Source organism: Microbacterium sp. NPDC056052, assembly GCF_042266785.1.
Taxonomy (GTDB): Bacteria; Actinomycetota; Actinomycetes; order Actinomycetales; family Microbacteriaceae; genus Microbacterium.
On the sequence record NZ_JBHJWV010000002.1, the window covers coordinates 178,307 to 199,450 of the forward strand.

The 21,144-nt window shown below is 70.0% G+C and carries 19 protein-coding genes; 10 read left to right on the plus strand and 9 right to left on the minus strand.

Annotated elements, in window-relative coordinates; translation table 11 throughout:
* The gene (locus ACFC1J_RS04925; protein WP_375903055.1) at window positions 1–1,386 is read left to right on the plus strand and encodes a glycine--tRNA ligase; all 1,386 of its coding nucleotides are present in this window, start codon (window positions 1–3) and stop codon (window positions 1,384–1,386) included.
* 2 nt (window positions 1,387–1,388) lie between these two features.
* The gene (locus ACFC1J_RS04930; protein WP_375903057.1) at window positions 1,389–2,183 is read left to right on the plus strand and encodes a hypothetical protein; all 795 of its coding nucleotides are present in this window, start codon (window positions 1,389–1,391) and stop codon (window positions 2,181–2,183) included.
* 9 nt (window positions 2,184–2,192) lie between these two features.
* Here the strand turns inward: ACFC1J_RS04930 and ACFC1J_RS04935 are convergent, their stop codons facing one another.
* The 5 genes from ACFC1J_RS04935 to ACFC1J_RS04955 form a co-directional block, all read right to left on the minus strand.
* Window positions 2,193–3,089 (minus strand): RNA polymerase sigma-70 factor, encoded by an 897-nt coding sequence (locus tag ACFC1J_RS04935; RefSeq protein ID WP_375903059.1) that lies wholly within the window; start codon window positions 3,087–3,089, stop codon window positions 2,193–2,195.
* Complete coding sequence (locus ACFC1J_RS04940) at window positions 3,086–3,682, minus strand: carboxymuconolactone decarboxylase family protein (protein ID WP_375903061.1); 597 nt, start codon at window positions 3,680–3,682, stop codon at window positions 3,086–3,088. Before ACFC1J_RS04940 ends, ACFC1J_RS04935 begins: the two co-directional genes overlap by 4 nt.
* Before the next feature lie 214 nt (window positions 3,683–3,896).
* Window positions 3,897–4,493 (minus strand): GNAT family N-acetyltransferase, encoded by a 597-nt coding sequence (locus ACFC1J_RS04945; RefSeq protein WP_375903063.1) that lies wholly within the window; start codon window positions 4,491–4,493, stop codon window positions 3,897–3,899.
* A 145-nt stretch (window positions 4,494–4,638) separates the two neighbouring features.
* The gene (locus ACFC1J_RS04950) at window positions 4,639–5,526 is read right to left on the minus strand and encodes a hypothetical protein (protein ID WP_375903065.1); all 888 of its coding nucleotides are present in this window, start codon (window positions 5,524–5,526) and stop codon (window positions 4,639–4,641) included.
* Window position 5,527: 1 nt separating this feature from the next.
* A complete protein-coding gene (locus tag ACFC1J_RS04955; RefSeq protein ID WP_375903067.1) occupies window positions 5,528–6,526 on the minus strand; it encodes an SPFH domain-containing protein in 999 nt (332 codons plus the stop codon).
* Between the two features lie 89 nt (window positions 6,527–6,615).
* Here ACFC1J_RS04955 and ACFC1J_RS04960 point away from each other — a divergent pair, with 89 nt between their 5' ends.
* Window positions 6,616–7,296 carry an NUDIX domain-containing protein gene (locus tag ACFC1J_RS04960; RefSeq protein WP_375903069.1) on the plus strand — a complete coding sequence of 227 codons (681 nt, stop codon included), beginning with the start codon at window positions 6,616–6,618 and terminating at the stop codon, window positions 7,294–7,296.
* A gap of 80 nt (window positions 7,297–7,376) precedes the next feature.
* Window positions 7,377–8,192 carry a serine hydrolase domain-containing protein gene (locus tag ACFC1J_RS04965; protein WP_375903071.1) on the plus strand — a complete coding sequence of 272 codons (816 nt, stop codon included), beginning with the start codon at window positions 7,377–7,379 and terminating at the stop codon, window positions 8,190–8,192.
* Window positions 8,193–8,288: 96 nt separating this feature from the next.
* On the opposite strand, the gene ACFC1J_RS04970 is transcribed toward ACFC1J_RS04965, so the two are convergent.
* Complete coding sequence (locus ACFC1J_RS04970; RefSeq protein WP_375903073.1) at window positions 8,289–9,269, minus strand: helix-turn-helix transcriptional regulator; 981 nt, start codon at window positions 9,267–9,269, stop codon at window positions 8,289–8,291.
* Window positions 9,270–9,335: 66 nt separating this feature from the next.
* Between ACFC1J_RS04970 and ACFC1J_RS04975 the strand changes: the two genes are divergently transcribed.
* The 3 genes from ACFC1J_RS04975 to ACFC1J_RS04985 all read left to right on the plus strand — a co-directional run bounded on the left by ACFC1J_RS04975 (window position 9,336) and on the right by ACFC1J_RS04985 (window position 11,828).
* Entirely contained in the window at window positions 9,336–10,478 is a 1,143-nt protein-coding gene (locus ACFC1J_RS04975) for an epoxide hydrolase family protein (RefSeq protein ID WP_375903075.1), read from the plus strand.
* A gap of 79 nt (window positions 10,479–10,557) precedes the next feature.
* The gene (locus ACFC1J_RS04980) at window positions 10,558–11,229 is read left to right on the plus strand and encodes a hypothetical protein (protein WP_375903077.1); all 672 of its coding nucleotides are present in this window, start codon (window positions 10,558–10,560) and stop codon (window positions 11,227–11,229) included.
* A 125-nt stretch (window positions 11,230–11,354) separates the two neighbouring features.
* Window positions 11,355–11,828, plus strand: a complete 474-nt coding sequence (locus ACFC1J_RS04985; RefSeq protein ID WP_375903079.1) for an S-ribosylhomocysteine lyase — start codon at window positions 11,355–11,357, stop codon at window positions 11,826–11,828.
* A 176-nt stretch (window positions 11,829–12,004) separates the two neighbouring features.
* Here ACFC1J_RS04985 and ACFC1J_RS04990 read toward each other — a convergent pair whose 3' ends face one another.
* Window positions 12,005–15,100 (minus strand): alpha-mannosidase, encoded by a 3,096-nt coding sequence (locus ACFC1J_RS04990; protein WP_375903081.1) that lies wholly within the window; start codon window positions 15,098–15,100, stop codon window positions 12,005–12,007.
* A gap of 91 nt (window positions 15,101–15,191) precedes the next feature.
* On the opposite strand from ACFC1J_RS04990, the gene ACFC1J_RS04995 reads away from it, so the two are divergent.
* Window positions 15,192–16,214 (plus strand): LacI family DNA-binding transcriptional regulator, encoded by a 1,023-nt coding sequence (locus ACFC1J_RS04995; protein WP_375903082.1) that lies wholly within the window; start codon window positions 15,192–15,194, stop codon window positions 16,212–16,214.
* A gap of 128 nt (window positions 16,215–16,342) precedes the next feature.
* Window positions 16,343–16,819 (plus strand): adenylyltransferase/cytidyltransferase family protein, encoded by a 477-nt coding sequence (locus tag ACFC1J_RS05000; RefSeq protein WP_375903084.1) that lies wholly within the window; start codon window positions 16,343–16,345, stop codon window positions 16,817–16,819.
* 65 nt (window positions 16,820–16,884) lie between these two features.
* Here the strand turns inward: ACFC1J_RS05000 and ACFC1J_RS05005 are convergent, their stop codons facing one another.
* Both ACFC1J_RS05005 and ACFC1J_RS05010 read right to left on the minus strand, forming a co-directional pair.
* On the minus strand, window positions 16,885–18,246 hold the full coding sequence (locus ACFC1J_RS05005) for a glycosyl hydrolase (RefSeq protein WP_375903086.1): 1,362 nt from the start codon (window positions 18,244–18,246) through the stop codon (window positions 16,885–16,887).
* Window positions 18,243–19,670 carry a sulfatase gene (locus ACFC1J_RS05010; protein WP_375903088.1) on the minus strand — a complete coding sequence of 476 codons (1,428 nt, stop codon included), beginning with the start codon at window positions 19,668–19,670 and terminating at the stop codon, window positions 18,243–18,245. Before ACFC1J_RS05010 ends, ACFC1J_RS05005 begins: the two co-directional genes overlap by 4 nt.
* 172 nt (window positions 19,671–19,842) lie before the next feature.
* Between ACFC1J_RS05010 and ACFC1J_RS05015 the strand changes: the two genes are divergently transcribed.
* A complete protein-coding gene (locus ACFC1J_RS05015; protein WP_375903090.1) occupies window positions 19,843–21,138 on the plus strand; it encodes an ABC transporter substrate-binding protein in 1,296 nt (431 codons plus the stop codon).
* Window positions 21,139–21,144 lie beyond the last annotated feature (6 nt).

The following is a 21,144-nucleotide window of genomic DNA, read 5'->3' on the forward strand; positions in this document are numbered from 1 at the left end:
GTGGCCGAACAGTCCCGTCTTGACAAGGTCATCGCCCTCGCCCGCCACCGCGGGTTCGTGTTCCAAGCGGGTGAGATCTACGGCGGTTCCCGCTCGGCCTGGGACTACGGCCCCCTCGGCACCGAGCTCAAGGAGAACATCCGGCGGCAGTGGTGGCAGACCTTCGTGCGCGGACGCGGCGACATGGTGGGCCTGGACTCCTCCATCATCCTGCCCAAGCGCGTGTGGGAGGCGTCCGGTCACGTCGCGACCTTCACGGATCCGCTCGTCGAGTGCCTGCAGTGCCACAAGCGGTTCCGCGCCGACACCCTCATCGAGGACTTCGAGGCCCGCAAGGGCCGTCCCGCCGAGAACGGCCTGGCCGACGTGCCCTGCCCGAACTGCGGCACGAAGGGCCAGTACACCGAGCCGAAGGCTTTCTCGGGCCTCGTGAAGACCTACCTCGGCGTCGTCGACGACGAGTCGGGTGTGTACTTCCTGCGCCCCGAGACCGCGCAGGGCATCTTCGTGAACTTCTCGAACGTGCTCACCGCGAGCCGCAAGAAGCCGCCGTTCGGCATCGGCCAGGTCGGCAAGGCGTTCCGCAACGAGATCACGCCCGGCAACTTCATCTTCCGCACCCGCGAGTTCGAGCAGATGGAGATCGAGTACTTCGTGCCCCCCGCCGAGGCGCAGGAGTGGTTCGAGCACTGGGTGCAGGAGTGCTGGGACTGGTTCATCGATCTCGGGATCAACCCGGAGAACATGCGCCAGTTCGACGTGCCGGAGGACGACCGCGCGCACTACTCGGCCGGCACGATCGACGTCGAGTACCGCTTCGGCTTCGCGGGCAAGGAGTGGGGCGAGCTCATGGGCGTCGCCAACCGCACCGACTTCGACCTGTCCAATCACAGCGAGGCCTCCGGATCCTCCCTGACCTACTTCGACCAGGCTTCGGGTGAGAAGTACACCCCGTACGTGATCGAGCCGTCGTTCGGCCTCACCCGCTCGATGATGGCGTTCCTCGTGGACGCCTACGTCGAGGAGGAGGTGCCGAACGCCAAGGGCGGCACCGACGTGCGCACCGTGCTGAAGCTCGATCCGCGCCTCGCCCCGGTCAAGGTCGCGGTGCTGCCGCTCTCGCGCAACGAGCGCCTCTCCCCGCTCGCCCGCGAGGTCGCCGACAAGCTCCGCGGTCACTGGGCGATCGACTTCGACGACGCCGGCGCGATCGGGCGACGTTACCGTCGCCAGGATGAGATCGGCACCCCGTTCTGCGTCACGATCGACTTCGACTCGCTCGACGACGACGCCGTGACCGTGCGCGACCGCGACACCATGGCGCAGGAGCGCGTGCCGCTGGCCGAGCTCGACGCCTACCTCTCGGAGCGTCTGAAGGGCGCCTGAGCATGACGTCGGCGGCACCCCCACCGGAAGTCTCGGCAGGGGCGCCGTCTCGTGCGCACACCGTCGTCATCGTCCTCGCGGTCGGGATCGCGCTGGCACTCGGGTGCGCCGTCGTCGTGTTCGCGCTGCGCGGCGCGGAGGATCTGGAGTCCACGCGGCTGATGGTCCTCGGCGGGATCCCGTCGGCGTTGGTCGCGGCGATCGTCACCGCGCTCGCCCTGACCGGCTTCCCCGTCACAGCGCGTGCGGCGGCGTGGGGCGCCGGAGGTCTGGTGCTGGCCGCCGGCCTTCCGTGCGCCGTGGCGATCACGATGCAAGACGGATATGCCGAAGGGCTGGGCTCCGCGCTGCTGTTCGCACTGCTCCTCGTGCCGCTGGCCGAGCTGCTCGGCATCCTCGCGGGCATGATCGTGCTGTGGCCGGTGGCAGTCGTGCTGCACGCCCTGACGCGGCGACGCGGTCGCACGTCGCCGCGCGTCCTTCTCATCATGGTCCTGCTGCTCCTCGTCGCCGTCTCCGGCGTGACGGCCATGCTGGCCCTGGACACCCATGGATGGGCCCCGGGGCGCGGGTCGGGTCCCGCGATGCTGGGCGTCGTGTTCGGCCTCCCGATCGAGGACGTCACCGTGCGATCCGCGCCGATGCTGTGGGCGACCCGCGCCATCGTCGTGGTGATGGCGGGATGCGTCGTCGCACTGCTGGGCATCGAACGGTCCGAGGAGCGCGCTCGCCGCGAACCTCGGACGGGGCAGGGGCGGCGACCGCGCGGCAACCGATACCGCGGACCGGCCGAATAGTGCGACGGGTCAGCGGGCGAGCGGAGCCTCGGCCTCGAGCCCCGAGAGCTTCTTCGGATTGGCGACCGAGAACACCTGCGTGATGCGACCGTCCTCCACGGCGAAGCTCACCGCGGCGAGCAGTTCGCCCCCGACCTGGATCCCGGCGCCGAGCATGCCGTTGACGCGCAGGGGCACCACCGCAAAGGCCGTGTCGAGCTTCGCGATGCTGCCCTGCAGGAACGCCACGACGCGCTCTGCGCCGTGCAGCGGCCGCCGGGCCGCGTGCCGGACGAGTCCGCCGCTGTCGGTCACCGACACCACGTCGGGTGCGAGCACGTCCATGAGCGACTGCACGTCGCCCGAGTTCATGACCGCGATGAAGCGCTCCACGACGCGATCGTGCTCCGAGGCGTCCACCGCGACGCGCGGACGCCGGGCAGCGACGTGGTCGCGGGCGCGGTGCGCGATCTGCCGCACCGCCGCGGGCGTCTTGCCCACCGCCTCGGCGATCTCGTCGAACGGGACGTCGAACACCTCGCGCAGGACGAACACGGCGCGCTCGGTCGGCCCGAGCGTCTCGAGCACGGTCAGCATCGCGAGCGAGACGCTCTCCGCGAGCACCACATCGTCCGCGACGTCCGGTGTGGTGCGCAGGGGCTCCGGCAGCCAGGGGCCGACGTACTCCTCGCGCCGGCGTGAGGTCGTCCGCAGCTGATTGAGCGCCTGCCGCGTGACGATCCGCACCAGATAGGCGCGCGGGTCGAGCACGGCGCCGCGGTCCTCGGCGGACCAGCGCAGCCAGGATTCCTGCAGCACGTCCTCGGCGTCGGCCGCGGATCCGAGCATCTCGTACGCGACCGTGAACAACAGGCCGCGGTGCGTGACGAACGGATCCTCGGTCGCCGGCCGGCTCACGTCGCTCATGCCGGCGACGTTACGCGGGTCTCGCCCCGCGTCGCCAGCGGAGCGAGCCCGCAGGCGTCCGCGAAACCGTCGGAGTGGATCCCGAGCGCGATGTTGGATCGGGCCGTCGCGTTCAGGTAGCCGACCTTCGCGGCGAGCTCGAGGAGAGCCGGGGCGCCCAGCTCCGCGAGCAGTGCGTCGGAGAGCTCGTCGGTGACCGCGGGCGGCGTCAGGCTCATCGCCTCGGCGTACTCCATCACGAGACACTCCCGGTGCGTGAACCGGGTGGACTCGCGCCAGATCGGCACCTCGCGGGCCTTCTCCTCAGCGAGCCCGTGGTCGTGGGCCATGAAGTAGTGCAGGTCGAGGCAGAAGCTGCAGCCGACGGTCGCCGCCGCCGTCATGGCGGCCAGCGTCGACAAGCTCTTGTCGAGCTCGTGCCACTTCTCGGTCTTGCGGCCGAAGTTCATCATGTCGGTGAACACCGGCCGGTGGTGCCAGAGCACCCCGATCGAGTCGGGCACCCGGCCGAACATCTTCTTCGTGGCGAACTTCACCACGGCGCCGTACAGTCCGGTCACCTCGGTCGCGGGGATGCGGGCCTGAATCGTCATGATCTGCTCCTTCTGCGGCACGGTTCTCGTGCCTTCGAACATGGAGACACCGGCCGGCGCGGAAGTGTGACATCGGCGCAGACTCGCTTGCCGAGTGCACGGCATCGCGCCGAGGGCACCGGAAGTTCACGCGACCATGCCGCGCACTCGACGGCTTCCCGTGCACTCGGGCGCCCAATGCGTCCTACTCCGTCACTGCTGACCGGGCGGCGAGTCAGCCTGCCGCCTGCGGGGCCCGCCAGTAGGTCTGCACCCGCGCGCCGCCGGCGAGCTCCACCAGAGCGTGCGGGCGGTATCCGAGCCTCTCGTAGCGCACGTCGTTCGCCGGGTTCGACGACTCCAGGTAGGTGGGGATCCCCGCCTCGTCATAGCGGGCGAGCGCCGCCCGGAGCAACCCCATGCCGTACCCTCCGCCGCGTGCCTCGGGGGCTACGCCGAGCAGGGTCAGGTAGGCGTGCGGCTCGCTCGGCCGGGCCTCTGCGAACTGCTCGCCGGCCCGTTCCAATGCGGCGGCGGCCTCCGTGTCGAGCAGGTCGTCGACCAGGGCGTCGTAGGCGGGGTAGGCCTCCGCCGAGATCTCGTCCTCGCCCGGCGGGTACCAGACGGAGACCGCACGAAGAGTTCCGTGCTCGACGGCTTCTGCCGGGCCATCGAGCGCGAAGTCGAGCACCCGCGACTCGGAGAAGCGCAGCGCCTCCCCGACCATGAACCGCCAGTACGCACCGGCCACCTGCGGACGCGTCGCGCGGTCGGGGAACGAAGGGCCCCACACCGGATCGTCCAGGAAGGACGCGGTGAGGATTCGAGTCATCTCGTCTAGGTCGGCAGGCGTCGCCGGACGGGCTCCCCGCGGGAGTAGGGCGCTGCTCAAGAAGGTCCTCGTCTCACTCGTGCTCGTCGAGCGGTCAGCCTACAGATCCCCCGATGCGATCCGCGAAGGCCGCGGGCGCCGCGGCTCAGGCCACGACAGTACGGAGGGTGCGTGGGCTGATGCCGACCGTGACCCGCTGACCCCACCGGAGACTCAGGCGGTCGCTCTCGATCCCATCGCCGAACGCGACGAGCGTGTCCGACTCGACCCGCAGTGCGAGACGGTCGCCGTCCAGTCGTCCGGCGATGAGGTCGACCCCCGTAGTGGGGGAGGGCCATGGCTCGCGGACGAACCAAGCCAGCACCTGCTCGGTCGGCTCCGGCAGGAGGAGCTGCGGCGCCTGGATCCGTGCGATCGAGCGACACCATCCGGATGCGCCCGTGCCGGTGCCGACGATGATGCCCGAGGACGATTGCCGCTCGACGATGCCGCCGACCTCGAGCAGATACCGCGCCGACTGGTGCCCGGGCTGGCCGATCATGATCTCGTTGAGCGCGACGAGCGATTGGCTATCATCGCTGCGCGCCTCGACCATGGTGCGCTCGTGCACGGCCGCGATGCCCTGGCGGACGCGCGCGAGCAGCGCCGCGGTCGCGGCGGGCGCGTGCGGAACGAGCACTCCGGCGTTGCGCCCAGGTGCAGGGTCCACGCCGATCACGGGCTGGGCGTCGAGGTACTTCGCAACGTTGGCGACGAGTCCGTCCTGGCCGACGACGAGCACGACATCTTCGGGTTCGAACGCGAACCGGGAGAGCTCGGCGCGCTCAACCGTCGCACGTCGCCAGTCGGAAGGGATGCCGGCGGCAACCGTCGAGAGGGCCGCGTCGAGCTCGTCGTGCCGGGCCGAAACCTCGGCCGGCGACTGGTCGCGCTGCTGCAGGAAGAACGCGACCTGGCCGCGGGTACCGTGCCGGGCGAGCAGTTCGGTCCATTCGCTCGCCCGATGCACGACGACGACGCGGGGAGCGACCATTTCAGCGGCTCCCGCCCAGACGGCCGAGCAGGTCGTTCAGCAGATCGGGGGTGACGGTGAGGTGGTCGATCGCGGGCAGGTTGCCGGCGAGCTCCCGCATCGCGAGTGCGGTGAGCACCGTGGTGGGCACATCGCGCACGGCATCCATCCTGGCGCGTTCGGCGGCTGCCGCCGCCTCACCGGTCGCTCGCGCGGCATCGGCCTGCGCCTCCGCAGCTGTGCGGATCCGTCCGGCCTCGGCCTCGACGGCGATGGCGGACGCGGCCGCCGCCTGCTCCGCCTCGATCCGAGCGTTGCGTCCGCGGGTGGCCACCAGTTCCTCCTGGCGACGGGCGAGCTCCACCTGGTTGGCCAACTCGTTCTCGCCGATCGCTGCTTCGCGCTCGACGGCAAGCGCACGTCGCGCGAAGGTCGCCTTGTCGGCGTCCTGCTGGATCGCCTCGCGTGCCGGCGTCTGCATGGCCCGCTCCACATCGGGCTCGGCGCGCAGCAGCGCGAAGCGCACTCCGACGATCTCCACGCCCAGATCGACCAATCGGACATCTGCGGCGAGGATGCCCGTCGCTCGCGCGCCGAGTGTGGCGAGGTCGCTGAGGAGGGCCTGTTCCAGCGGCTGTGCGGCCAGCAGGTGCACGACCGCGGCGGTGGCTGCGCCATGGAGCGGAGCGGCGATGGCATCCAACGGCTGCTCGGCCCACAGCCCGGTGCGCAGGTCGATCGAGAAGTCGATGCGCTGCGCCGCGAGAGCGGGATCCACGATCCGATAGGTCACGGTGACCGGCGCCGACAGCTGCTGCAGGTCGGCGGTGCGCAGTGCGACGACGACCGACAGCTCCCGGTCGTCCATCGGGATCTCGCTGATCGCCGCGTCGAGCGGGCGGAACCAGAACGCCTGGCCCGCGCCCGCGTGCCGCAGAGCACCGCGGTGCAGATGCTGCACATGCATGGTCGGCGCCGCGCTGAGGTGGCGGATGAACGGGGCCGAGGTGATGGTGGCCATGATGCCCTCCAAGGGTGTTTATGTCACTATGACGATAACCATCCGCACACCTTCATGTCAACCTGACGATAAACCGGTAGGCTGGCGTCATGTCTCCGTTCTCCTCCGCGGTCGCGGTCGATCTCGTCGTGCTGACCATTCGCGACGATGTGCTGCAGCTCCTCCTGGTGGAACGCGGGATCGAGCCGTTCTCCGGGAGCTGGGCGCTGCCTGGCGGATTCGTCCTCGATGAGGAGGATCTCGAACGCGCCGCGTACCGCGAGCTCGAGGAGGAGACCGGCGTGACGCGGGGGGTGCACCTGGAACAGCTGCGCTCGTACGGTGCGCCAGGGCGCGATCCGCGCGGCCGGGTGATCAGTGTCGCCTGGCTCGCGCTGGCGCCGGGGCTTGGCGAGGCCCTCGCCGGATCCGATGCCAGGCAGGCGCGCTGGTGGCCGGTCTCGGAGATCGAGGGCGGCACGGTTGCGCTCGCCTTCGACCATGCGCAGATCTTCGCCGACGGAATCGAGAGGGCAAGGGCGAAGCTGGAGTACTCGGCGCTCGCGACCGCCTTCTGCCCGCCGGAGTTCACGATCGCGCAGTTGCGGGCGGTGTACGAGGCGGTGTGGGGCGTCGAGGTCGACCCGCGAAACTTCCATCGGAAGGTCACCGGATCGGCTGATTTCCTCGAGCTCACCGGCGGAGTCGCGCGCGACGGCGGCCGCCCGGCGCAGCTCTACCGGCCGGGTGCGATCGGCGTGCTCCAGCCGCCCTTCACCCGACCGTCCTGATCGTGGGACGGTGCGGCACCGCCCGCGGGGTTCTCGCGGAGGGCGGAGGAGGGCATCCGGCCCCATGGGACGATGGATCCGTGGAGACGACGACCTTCGCCGCGACCGACGGCTTCCCGCACACCGCCCTCGTCGGGGTCACAGGCCCCGATGCGCCCCTCGCGGTGCAGGGGGATCCGCAGGCGGTGCTTCCGTTGGCCTCCGTGACGAAGCCGCTGACCGCGTGGGGCGCCCTCGTCGCCGTTGAACGCGGGCTCGTGGATCTGGATGAGCCGGCGGGGCCCGCGGGCTCGACCGTGCTCAACCTGCTCGACCACACCAGCGGGCTGCCGATGGAGGGATCCGAACCGCAGAAGGCCCCGGGCGAGCGGCGCATCTACTCGAACGCCGGGTTCGACGCCCTCGCTGCCCACGTCGCCGACGCCGTCGGCATGGACTTCTCGGACTGGATGCTGCGCGAGGTGACGCTTCCCCTCGGCATGGAGCGCACCGATGTGACGGGCCGCCCGTCGGCCGGGGCGTCTTCCTCGATCGAGGATCTGCTGATCTTCGGCCGCGAGGTGCTGCGACCCACGCTGATCCCTGCCGCGCTGCGGGATCTCGCGCTCACCGTCTCGCACCAGGGGCTGCGCGGCCTCGTGCCCGGCTACGGCTCCTACCCGGACAACCAATGGGGCCTCGGTTTCGAACTCAAGGGCGTCAAGAGTCCGCACTGGCTGAGCGACGAGTTCCCGCCCGAGACCGCCGGCCACTTCGGCGCCCTCGGCAGCTTCCTGTTCATCGACCGATCGCGCGATATCGCGGCGGCGTTCCTCTCCGGGGTGCCGTTCGGCGAGGAGCACAAGCGGATCTGGCCTCCGCTCACCGAGGAGATCGTCGCTCGCTACGGGCGCTGACCGGACCCGACGCCGGATCCGGAGAGATGGAAAAGGCAGCTCGGAAGGCGCTCGCAGCGGCGTTTTCCATCTCCTGACCCTTCGCGCGCCGGAAGCTCAGGATCCGGATTCCGGTCCGGATCCCGACCCCGCGACGGCCCTGGCGTAGCGCTCGGACAGCAGACGCAGCCGGGGGATCAGCTCGGGCGGGCTCTCCACGGTGAAGTCCATCATCAGCATCCCGATGTAGGCGGCGACGGTGTCGAGGCTGTCCGCGCCGGTCACCAGCACGCAGTGGTCGGCGTCGAGCGGTTCGACCACGCCGACGGTGGGGTTGATGCGGTCGAGCACGCTCTGCGCGGGGGCGTCCACGCGCAGCCGCGCGTGCACCTTCCAGCCGCTCGCCGCGATCGTCCGCATCGCGAAGGCGGTGTAGTCGCCGCCTGCGAGCGGCTGCGGCGTGAACGGCCGTCGCGTCGGCATCCGCAGCGTCATCCAGTCCACCCGATAGGTGCCCCAGGATCCGTCCTGCGGGTCGCGGGCGACGAGGTGCCACCGTCGCTGCCAGCTCAACAGCCGGTACGGCTCGACCAGCACGGGGGAGTCGTCGTAGTCGAAGCGCAGCCATTCGGTGTCGCGGATCGCCGCGGCGACCGCTCGCAGCACGGCGGGATCGACCTCGGGGTCCGGCGCATCGGTGCCGACGTTCTCCTGTCCGCGGTCGACGGTGGATCCGAGAGCCTCCACGGTGGGCCGCAGATGGGCGGGGAGTACCTGCTCGATCTTGGCGAGCGCCCGTGCGCGGACGTCCTCGATGCCGGCGATGCCCGCGGCGGCCTGCAGGCCGACGGTCACCGCGACGGCCTCCTCGTCGTCGAGCAGCAGGGGCGGGAGGGATCCGCCGGCACCCAGGCGATAGCCGCCGACCGCGCCGCGCGTCGCGTCCACCGGATAGCCGAGCTCGCGCAGCCGTTCGATGTCGGCGCGCACGGTGCGACCGCTCACGCCGAGGCGCTCGGCGAGCTCCGTGCCGGTGCGCGCGGATCCGGTCTGCAGCAGCGAGAGCAGCGCGAGAAGCCGCGCGGACGGGGCGGTCACGGGATCTCCGATCGGCGTGATTCATTAGGAACGAATCCAGCCTAATGGGCTCATAGTGTCGGAGACATGAACAGCACCGCAGCCCTCGCCTTCCGCCCCTTCACCGTCTCCGTCACCGATGCCGAGGTCGCCGACCTGCAGGATCGCCTGGCGCGCACCCGCCTGCCGCAGCCGGCTCCCGCCGACGACTGGACCACCGGCACCCCGAACGACTACCTCCGCGAGGCGCTCGCCGCGTGGCGCGCCTTCGACTGGCGTGCCGTCGAGGCCCGCATCAACGCCTTCCCGCACTTCGTCGCCGAGATCGACGGCCAGGACATCCACTTCATCCACGTGCGCTCCGGGCACGAGGGCGCGACGCCGCTGCTGCTCGCGCACACCTACCCCGGATCCTCCGTCGACTACCTCGACGTGATCGACCGCCTCGTCGACCCGGTCGCGCACGGCGGCCGCGCGGAGGACGCCTTCGACGTCGTCATCCCCGACGCACCGGGCTACGGTTTTTCGCAGCCGGTGACCGCGTCGGGATGGACGATGGCGCGCGTGGCCAGGGCGTACGACGTGCTCATGCGCGGCCTCGGCTACGAGAGCTACGGCGTGCACGGATCCGACAACGGCGCGATGGTCGCGCGCGAGCTCGGACTGCTGGCGCCGGAGAGGTTCCTCGGCCTGCACGTGCTGCAGCTGTTCTCGTTCCCCTCGGGCGACCCGAAGGAGTTCGAGCGCCTCGAGCCGGCCGACTACGCGGGGCTCGAGCACATGCAGTGGTTCCAGTCGGTCGGCGGCTACAACACCATGAACGCCTCGCGCCCGCAGACGGTCGCTGTGGGGCTCAGCGACTCGCCGATCGCCCTGCTGGCGTACAGCGAGCTGTTCAACAGCTTCGGCAACGGCACCTCGCTCGTGCCGCTGGAGAAGATCCTGCTCGAGGTCAGCGTCAACTGGTTCGCGAACGCGGCCGCGGGCATGAGCCGCAGCTACTTCGAGAACGCGCAGGCGCAGGTCGAGCCGCAGGTGAACCACGCGCCCACCGGCGTCGCCGTCTTCAAGGACGACTTCCAGACCATCCGGGTCTTCGCCGAGCGCGACAACGACAACATCGTGCACTGGAGCCGCTTCGACGAGGGCGGCCACTTCGCCGCCCTGGAGCGCCCCGACGTGCTGGCCGGCGACGTCCGCGCGTTCTTCGCGGGGATCCGCACCCGCTGAGACGGTCCTCTGATTGCAGAGCCCGCGGTCTGGGACTCCGGGCGGCGGGCTCTGCTGTGGTCGGGAGTAGGGTCGGGGCATGGTCACCGTGGACCCCGCATCCGGATCCGATGCCGTGCAGCGTCGGCGCACCTGGGTGCTGGGCGGCGCGCTGCTGGCCGCGTCGGCGTTCGCCGTGCTCGCGACTCAGGGGCGGCTTTTCGTGCTGTCCTCGCTGATCGACCCGCTGTTCGCGCTCGGGGCTCTCGTGCTGGCGGTCGGGATCGGTCGGGCCGGGAGCGTGACCGCGCGCCGACCGCTCGGCACGGGGGCTGTGATCGGGCTGGTCGTCGTCATCATGTCGCAGCCGTTCGTCTACTCGGTGCTCGCACCTCCCCCGCAGCGGGAGCTGCCGCTGCGGAACTCTGCGTCTCCCCTCGAGCTCGTCTTCCCCGTGACTCAATCGGTGATGCTCCTGCTCGCCATCACCGCCGTCGTGCAGATAGGCCGGACCGGTGTCGTGCCCCGGCCATGGAACTGGGCGCCGCTCTGGGCGCTGGTCGCTGTCATCCTCGCCAGGGCGCTGCCGGTCGCGCCCTTCTGGTCGCCATTGCTGGCGTCCAGGGAGAACGTCGCCCCGCTTTTCTCGGTGTTCGACGTGCTCTCGCTGCTCAACCCGCTCGCGGTGGCCTTCCTCGGCATCGTCGCGATCGTGCTCGGTTCCCGCACGGAGCCGGGACCCGTTCCCGTCCATCCGTCCGCGACGCCGTGAGGGACCTGATCGCGCCGGTCCGTCATCGTGTTGCGGGCGGCGGCCCTCGGCACGGGTCCGCGGGGTAGCCTCGGATCCGGGCTGGATCCGGCCCGTCATCCATCCGTCACCCGAAGGAGATCCGCATGGCCGAGGTCGAGAGCTTCACCCTGGACCACACCGCCGTCAAGGCACCCTATGTGCGCCTGATCGGCGTCGAGCAGGGACCGCGCGGGGACGAGATCTCGAACTTCGACGTGCGCTTCGTGCAGCCGAACGAGGGCGAGATCCCCACCGCCGGCCTGCACACGATCGAGCACCTGCTGGCCTCCCTCCTGCGCGACCGCGTCGACGGCGTCATCGACATCTCTCCGTTCGGGTGCCGCACCGGGTTCCACCTCATCATGTGGGGACGTCACGAGGTTCCGGCGCTCGTGGACGCGATCACCGACAGCCTGCGCTTCATCGCCGAGAAGGCCCAGTGGAGCGACGTCCCCGGTGTGAGCGCCGTGGAGTGCGGCAACTACCGTGACCACAGCCTGCACAGCGCCCGCGAGTGGTCCGCGCGGATCCTGGAGCAGGGCATCAGCCGCGACGCGTTCACCCGCGTCCTGGGCTGAGCCGCGCCCTCGCGCCGCATCGCGAGCGCTCCGGAGCGCGCCCAGATACGCCGACGCCCCCTCTGCCTGCGCACCGACGCCCCCTCCGAGGTGCGTCAGCGGGAGGGGGCGCCGGTGCTGCGAGGGGGTCTCGGCGGGAGTGGGGCACGCTAGCCAGCGCGCGAGACCTGCGTGCGTCAGGCCCGGGCGATGCGGAGCGTGCGCACCTCGAAGGGGCGCAGCGACAGCGCCTCGCCGATTCGCGGCGCGTCCAGCTCGTCCTCGATGAGCGAGACCTCGCGGATCCCGCTGTGCGGGAAGCCGACCGTCAGGGATCCGGACGTGCGCCGGCCGAGCGACTCGTAGACGCGCACGATCACGTCGCCGGAGCGGTCGTCGGCGAGCTTCACGCTCGACACGACGATGCCCTCGCCGGACACGGCGACCAGCGGTTCGACCTCGTGCGCACCGCGGACGACGGTCGACGGTGCGTTCAGCGCGATGCCCTCCGCGGTCGCGATCGCGGCGTCCGCGCCGATCACGAGGCCCACCTGGATCTCGTGCCGCCCGTGATCCGTGTCGGGGTCGGGGAAACGAGGGGCGCGCAGCAGCGAGAGGCGCACGGTCGTGGTGACGTCGTCGCCGTCCACGTCGCGCGTGGTGTCGAAGCCGTAGATCGAGTCGTTCACGAGCGCCGCGCCGAATCCGCCGTCCTCCTGCACGAGCACGAAGCGGTGCATCGAGGTCTCGAACTTCGCCGCCTCCCAGCTCGTGTTCACGTGCGTGACCCGGCGCTGGAATCCGAACTGCGTCTCGGCGGCCGTCTCCCGGGCGAACACGTCGAGCGGGAACGCGATCTTGAGCAGCTTCTCCGTCTCGTGCCAGTCGATCTCGTTGCGGAGCAGAACCGTGCGGGATCCGGGGCGCAGCGTGATCGACTGCCGCAGGGAGGACTCGGAGAACGGGCGTTCCACGACGATCGTCGCGACGCCGTCCTCGACGGACGCGGAGATCGACGACACCGCGGTGAGGTCGTCCACGCGGTTGCGGTAGTACTTGTCGATGTCCCACGCATCCCACATGTTCGGGAAGTCCTGGTGGAGCTGGAACAGGTTCGCCGGCCTGCCCGCCGGGATCGTCTCCCGGCCCGATGCCTTGTCGATCGCCGAGGTGATCAGGCCCTCGTGGGAGACCGTGACGATCACCGACCCGTTCTCAAGACGGTAGCCGTCGGGCACCTCGGTGAGGGTGACGGGCAGGGGCACGTAGCGGATCTGGGCCGGTGCTTCGGCAACCGGCGTTTCGTCTCGGTCGGCTCCGCCGTCCTCGCTCGACGACCCCGGAGCGGATGTGAGGGCGGCGCCGAGCGCGCGAGCGCCGGGTCCGACACCGACCGACGTCGGCGTGAACACGAGCTCGCGGTCGCCCTCGCCTGCGAGCGCGGCGCGCGCGGCAGAGGAAAGTGCGCGGGCCCCGTCGAGCACCCCGGAGAGCACGGAGACCGCCTCGCGGTGCACCCACGCGATCGAGGTGCCGGGGAGTATGTCGTGGAACTCGTGCAGCAGCACGGTCTGCCACAGTCGGTCGAGCTCATCGTGCGGATACGCCGCGCCGAGGCGCACGGCCGCGGTCGAGGCCCACAGCTCGGCCTCGATCAGCGCCTGCTCCGCCCAGCGGTGCAGCGCCTTCGTGGCGTGCTGGCTCGTGAGCGTTCCGCGGTGCAGTTCGAGATACAGCTCGCCGACCCACACGGCCGGATCCGGAAGCTCCGCCTTGGCGGCGTCGAAGAACTCGTCGGGGTGGATCCACTCGACCTGGGCGGAACCCTCCAGCGAGGCGAGGCGGGAGGCCTTGCCGGTCATCTCGCGGGTCGTGCCGCCGCCGCCGTCGCCCCAGCCCACCGGGGCGATCGACCGCGTCGCGACGCGGTTCTCCTTGAACTGGCGCGAGGCCTTGGCGACCTCCATGCCGCTCAGCTGCGAGTTGTAGGTGTCCATCGGCGGGAAGTGCGTGAAGATCCGCGATCCGTCGATGCCCTCCCAGTCGAAGCTGTGATGCGGGAACACGTTGCGCTGGTTCCAGGAGATCTTCTGGGTGAAGAACCACTCGAAGCCGGCCCGGCGCATGAGCTGCGGCAGGGCGGGGGAGTAGCCGAAGCTGTCCGGCAGCCACACGCCCGTCGACCGGATCCCGAACTCGCGCTCGAAGAAGCGCTGCCCGTGCGAGAACTGCCGGACGAGCGACTCGCCGGTCGGCATGACGGTGTCGGACTCGACCCACATGCCGCCGAGCGGCAGGAACCGCCCCTCGGCGACTGCGGCCTTGATCCTGGCGTAGACCTCGGGGCGGTGCTCCTTCATCCAGGCGTACTGCTGCGCGCTGGACATGCCGTAGCGGAACTGCGGCTGCTCCTCGAGCAGCGTCGTCATCGACGAGGTGGTGCGGGCGACCTTGCGCACGGTCTCGCGCAGCGGCCACAGCCAAGCCGAGTCGATGTGCGCGTGCCCGATCGCGGCGATGCGGTGCGCGCTCGCGTCGGCGGGCGCGGCGAGCACCTCGGCCAGCTGCGCCCTGGCGTCGCCTGCGGTCTGCACGATGCGCTGCAGGTCGAGCACGTCGAGCGCATCGTCGAGCGCCTGGAGGATCCGCATGCGGCGCGGGCTGGTCTCGGGAAGCTCGGCCTGCAGCTCGAGCAGCACCTCGAGGTCGAGGGAGAGCTCGAACACCTCGGTCTCGAAGACCGCGAGGTCCATGTGCCGCACGCGGTAGAGCGGTTCCGGCGAGGAAGTGAGGATGTCGCCCTCCTGCGTCGGCAGGAAGGGGTGGTAGTCCAGCAGCACCGGGTTGGAGGCGCCCTCGAGGAACAGCTCGATCGCCTCCTCGCCCTCGGCCCGCTCCGTGACGGGCAGCCACTGGTTGCGCGGGTTGAGGCTCTTCACCGGGACCGGCTCGCCGCCGGCCCCGGCGCGATAGGCGAGGGCCTCGCACTGGAAGCCGGTCATGTTGATGTCGAAGCCGAGATCGACGAGGGCCTCGACGCGCTTGCCGGCCCACTCGGCCGGCACGGCGCCGCGGACGCGGAACCACGTGGTGCCCCAGGCCGGGCCCCACTGCTGACCGGCCGAGAACGGTGCATAGTCGAGCGCCATGCCCTCGGCGGCCGGGATCGGCTCGCCCGGCAGGACGTGGGCCGCGATCTCCAGGGGGATGCGGGCGGAGTGGACGGCGGGGCGCACGCGCTCGCCGAGCACGCGGGTGACGCGGCCGACGGTGAGCGAGGTCTCTTCGTGCACGGGGGTGCTCCTTCGCGGTGCGAGAATGTCAGAACGCCTGGGGAAATCCTCTCCCACAAGGCCAACTAAAACGATCTAGTACGGTGAGTCTATGTCACAGGCGAAGCGCACCACCATCGCCGATATCGCCCGGCTCGCCGGAGTGTCCCCCGGCGCGGTCTCCTTCGCGCTGAACGGGCGCCCCGGCGTCAGCGAGCAGACCCGTCAGCGCATCCTCGACATCGCCGAGGAGCACCAGTGGCAGCCGAGCTCGGCCGCCAGAGCCCTGGTCGGATCCCGCGCCGGCGTGGTCGGCTTCGCGGTGAACCGCCCTGCGCGCACCCTGGGTACGGAGGCGTTCTTCACCGACCTCATCGCGGGCGTGCAGTCGGCGCTGGCTCAGCACGGCGTCGCGCTGCAGCTGGTCGTGGTCTCCTCGATCGAGGAGGAGATGGCGACCTACCGGCGCTGGCGCAGCGCGAACCAGGTCGACGGCGTGATCGTGATCGACCCGCGCGACGACGATCCGCGTCTGACGCTGCTGCCCTCGCTGCCGCTGCCGGCCGTGGTGATCGGCAGCCGGGACACGGCGGGGGATCCTCCCGCGATCTGGCTCGATGACGAGGCTGCCGCCCACTCGCTGTTCGACTACCTCGCCGCGCTCGGGCACCGTGAGATCGCCTACGTCTCCGGGCCCGCGGAGTTCCAGCACACCCGTATCCGCGCCGACGTTCTCACCGCACTCGCGGCACGGGACGTCACGGGTGAGACCTTCGTCACAGACTTCTCCCCGGCGGCCGCCACCGCCGCCACCCGCACTCTGCTCAGCCGCGCGACGAGGCCGACGGCCGTCGTCTACGACAACGACGTGATGGCGATCGCGGGGCTCAGGGTCGCACAGGAGATGGGCGTCGGGGTGCCGCAGGCGCTGTCGGTGGCGTCGTTCGACGACTCCGTGGTGACCGGGCTCGTGCACCCGTCCATCACGTGTCTCACCCGCGACACCTTCGCCCTCGGCGAGCAGGCCGCGGCCTTCCTGCTGGAGCGGATCGGATCCGCGGACCCGCTGCCGTCCCGCCGCGGCACCGCCCCGGCCCTGACGATCCGCGAGAGCACCGCCGCGCCGGCACGCTGAAGCGCGGAGGCCCATGGCGCGTCCGCGCGGAGCGGCGTGTCGGGCATGCGTGGCCTTCGGAGCCGGGCGTGGAAGGAATGATCCGGCGGATTCGATAGAGTTCTGTGGGCCGACGAAAGGGGATTCGCATGGCGCCGGACACCGTGAAGAAGCACCAGGACTACAACCCGGGACCGCGCGTGGGGATCACCTTCTCCACCTTCGACCTGCTGCACGCCGGGCACATCATGATGCTCGCCGAGGCCAAGCGGCAGTGCGACTATCTCATCTGCGGCCTGCAGATGGATCCCACCCTGGACCGTCCGGAGAAGAACGCTCCCACCCAGACCGTGGTCGAGCGATACATCCAGCTGCGCGGCTGCGAGTACGTCGACGAGATCGTCCCGTACTCGACCGAACAGGATCTCGAGGACATCCTCCGCTCCTTCAAGCTCGACGTGCGCATCGTCGGCGACGAGTACGAGGACCGCGACTTCACCGGCCGCGCGTACTGCGAGGAGGCGGGCATCGAGCTGTACTTCAACAGCCGCGACCACCGGTTCTCCAGCTCAGGTCTGCGCAAGATCGTCGCGGCCAAGGAGGCCGAGCGCGAAGCGCGCGGCTGACCTCGACCCCTCCGGACCCGAGTCCGGCGGACCCCGATGCGGGGTGCGACCCTCGCTGCGGCGTGTCAGGCGGACACCGTCGGCGCGGGTGCGGTGTGGTCCACGACGGTGTTGTTGGAGGAGTAGGTCCCGGATCCGGTGCTCAGATCGGGACGGATCAGGTCGGTGATCCCGCGCGCGGCGAGGTCGGCCGGATCCGCCGCAGTGCGGGAGGTGACGAACGTCGCGTCGAGACCGCCCTCGCACACGTCGACCCACGCCTGGAAGATGGCGCCCCCTGGGCTCATCGCGGCACGGCTGGCCGGGATCTCCTGCGCGTCGACCTCGATCACGATCGCCGTCGTGCGGGCGGGAGCCTGCCGCCGCGCGCGCAGCTCGGGGATGATCTCCGCGAAGCGTCGCCCGATGGGCTTGGCCTCGCCCGTCTGGTCGATCAGTCCGAGAGAGTACTCGAGCTCGGGGTAGTCGGCGAGCTCGCGGCCCACGTCGTGCGAGCACCACCAGGTGACGCCCCAGAGGTTCTCCGTGCGCGTCGCGGCGCGCACGGTCGCCTCGAGGAAGTCGGGGGTCTGCTCGGGCGTCAGGCAGTTCGACGGTGCGCCGACCTCCTGCAGCCAGACCGGACGGCGCGGATCCGTAGCGAAGGCGCGGGACAGCTCGATCATGTACTCGGCGTGCCGGTCGCTTGCCGCGCTCCGCCCGCCGTAGCGCTGGGCGGTGCCGTTGAAGATCCACGAGTGCACCGTGGTCATCGCGCCGATCCTGCTGGCGTGCGTCGGCACGAAGCCGTGGCCGTCCATGTACCAGGCGGCGTCGTACTCGCTGTGCACATGGGGTAACCCCGGTGCGGAGCGCTCCGCCGCGTCCAACAGGGCGGTGAGCCAGCCGGCCGCCTCGTCGGGGGTGACAGGCCACGGGTGCGGGTGCACGGCCGCGGAGAACTGGTTGACCTCGTTGCCGAGCGTGAAGCCGAGGAAGTTCGGGGCGTCGCGCAGCGCGGCACCCAGGCGCTCCACGAGCGCGACCTGCCCGCTCAGCGCCTGCGGGTGCGTGAACATGTTCTTGTCGTGCCAGGTGAACAGCCACGACGGGATGAAGTCGAAGCTCGACAGGTGGCCCTGGATCACGTCGACGCTCGCGTCCATGCCGAACTCGGCGGCGACGTCGACCACGGCCCGCACGTCCGCGACCGCCTTCTCCCGGATGAGGGTCCGGTTGGGCTGGAGTACCGGCCAGAGGGGGAAGATCCGCACGTGGTCGAGCCCGAGCGCGGCGAGCCCGGCGAAGTCGCGGCGCACGACGTCGAGGTCGAGGTCGAGCCAGGAGTGCATCCACTCCTTCGACGGGGTGTAGTTCGCGCCGAACCGCAAGGGTGCGTCCGGGCGCAGCGGAACGGCGGAGGGTGCGGCGTCGGGGCCGAGGGTCATCGAGTACGTCCTTCCGGGACGGGTTGGCGCGGGTGAGGGGAATCGCCGAGGTCCTGCTGGAGATCCCACAGCTTCAGGGTCAGCTCACGCCGGATGCCGGCGTACGCGGGATCGAGATGCACGCTGGTGAGCTCGTACGGATCCTTCTCCAGATCGAAGAGCTCCCACTCCGGAGGATAGGACGTGTCGCCCGTGTTGGGCAGCCCCATTCCGTCGGCGTAGTAGTAGATCAGCTTGTAACGGTCGGTGCGCACGCCGTAGTGCGCCCAGACGTGGTGCATGTGATCGTCGTGCTCGTAGAACCGGTAGTAGTGGGCGTCGCGCACCGGAGCCGGATCCTCCGCGGTCAGGAGCTCCACGAGGCTACGGCCCTGCATGCCCTCGGGCGCCGCGACCCCGGCGAAGTCGAGCAGGGTCTGCGCGATGTCGACGTTCGAGACGAGCGCATCCGTGCTGCCGCCGGCTGCGACGCGGGCGGGATAACTGAGCACGAGCGGCATCCGCAGCGACTCCTCGTACATGAACCGCTTGTCGAACCAGCCGTGCTCGCCGAGGTAGAAGCCCTGGTCGGATGCGTAGATCGTGATCGTGTCGTCGAACCGGCCGCTCTCATGCAGGAAGCCGGTGAGCGCCTGCACGCCCTCGTCCACCGCGGCGACGCAGCGCAGGTAGTCCTGCATGTAGCGCTGGTACTTCCACACCGCGCGCTCGGCGTAGCCGAGCTCGGCGGGTGGATCCTCCTTGAGGTCGATGTCCGTGAGGTCGTCGGCGATGCGCATCGTGGCGTGGTGCGCGGGGGTGCCGCGGCCGTCGTAGTCGTCGTCGAAGGTGGGCGGCAGCGGGATCGGATCCGTGAACAGGTCCGTGTGCCGCGGGTGCGGAAGCCACGGGCGGTGCGGGGCCTTGTGCCACACCAGCACGCAGTAGGGCTCATCGCCCTGCGCCTCCATCCACGCCATCGCGTGGTCGGTGATGAGGTCGGTGACGTAGCCCTGGTGGCGCACCGGGCCGTCCGGCGTGAAGAACTCGGGATCGAAGTACTCGCCCTGATCCGGCAGCACCTCCCAGTGGTCGAAGCCCACGGGATCGTGCTCCGGGCCGTGGCCGAGGTGCCACTTGCCGAACATCGCGGTGCGGTACCCCGCCGTCTTGAGCGCCGTGATGAAGGTCTCGTGGTCGTTCGTCAGATGCGTGGCGAGCGTGGTGACGGCGCTCGTGTGGCTGTAGGTGCCGGTGAGGAACGCCGCCCGGCTCGGCGTGCACAGCGCGTTCTCCACCAGGGCGCGGTCGAAGCGCATCCCGGCCGCCGCGATCGCGTCGATGCCTGGCGTGGTGTTGACGACCGATCCGTAGCAGCCGATCGCATTCGAGGCGTGGTCGTCGGTCAGTACGAACACGATGTTCGGGCGACGGGGACTGCTCATCGCGTTCCTCCTTGAGTCGCTGAAGGGATTTGGTTCACCGCGTCGGCGGTGTGCGGTGCTGTTGGACGATACCGCGTCCTTGTGGCATGCTAGGCACACTATATCGTTTTAGTGATGGGATGCCAGCGCCGGCCGGCGATGCACCCGGGACACTTCGAAGGAGAACACGTCCATGAAGATCCGATCGACTATCGCCGTCGGCATCGCCGCGGTCGCGGCGCTCGCTCTCACCTCCTGCACCGGGGGAGGGGCGGCCTCCGGAGGAGGATCCGCCGACGGCGAGATCAAGGGCACGGTCACGTTCCAGACCTGGTCGCTGAAGAACGACAAGTTCACGCCGTACTTCGAGAACATCGCGAAGAGCTTCGAGAAGGAGCACCCCGGCGTCACGGTCAAGTGGATCGACCAGCCCGCCGACGGCTACGAGGACAAGATCCTGCAGCAGGCCGAGTCGAACGAGCTCCCCGACGTCGTGAACCTGCCGCCGGAGTTCGCGCAGGAGCTCGCCAAGGCCGGCCAGCTCGCCGATCTGAAGAAGGACTCGACCATCATCGGCGACTACGTCGACGGCGGCGTCGCGGCCTACACCTACGACGGGCTCGAGGGCACCTACGCCTTCCCCTGGTACCTCGGCACCGAGCTGAACTACTGGAACATGGACCTGCTCGGCAAGGCCGGCCTCACCGCCCCGCCGAAGACCTTCGACGAGACGCTGGAGGCCGCGTCGAAGCTCGGCAAGCTCGGCATCGCGACGCTGTCCGACGTGCCCAGCCCGAAGTCGCTGCAGATCGACATCAGCGACCAGGGCAAGACCTTCGACTTGGTCAAGGACGGCAAGTTCGTCTTCGACACCCCCGAGGCCGAGGCGATCGTCGAGCGCTACGCCGAGCTGTACAAGGAGGGCGCGGTCAGCCCCGAGGCGCTGCAGAACGCCGGCACCGCCAACGCCAACGTCGACAACTTCAACAAGGGCAGCGTCGCCTGGACGACCGCGGGCCCGAACTACATCGACAAGAACCTCGCGGTCAACTCGCCCGCGCTGCTCCCCTCGGTCAAGGTGACCGGCGGATTCGGCGAGCCGCCGCTGTTCGTGCAGGGCATCAGCGTCTCCAAGAACGCGAAGAGCCCGGCCGCCGCGGTCGCCTTCGCCGAGTACGTCACGAACGACGCGAACCAGGTCGAGTTCATGAAGCTCGCCGCCGGCTTCTTCCCCGGCACGAAGAAGGCCAACGAGGATCCGTCCGCCTTCGCCGGCACCGCGCAGAACGCGGAGCAGACCCAGGCGACGACCTTCGCGGCGGCGCAGATGGACAAGGCCCGCGTCCCCGGCGCACCCGGCAGCGGCTACGTCGACTCCATGGAGAACTACGCCAAGCAGCAGATCGCGCTCGCGATCAAGGGCGACATCACGGCGAAGGACGCGCTGAAGAAGGCGCAGGACTACGCCAACCAGAACGTCTCGAAGTGACCCGAT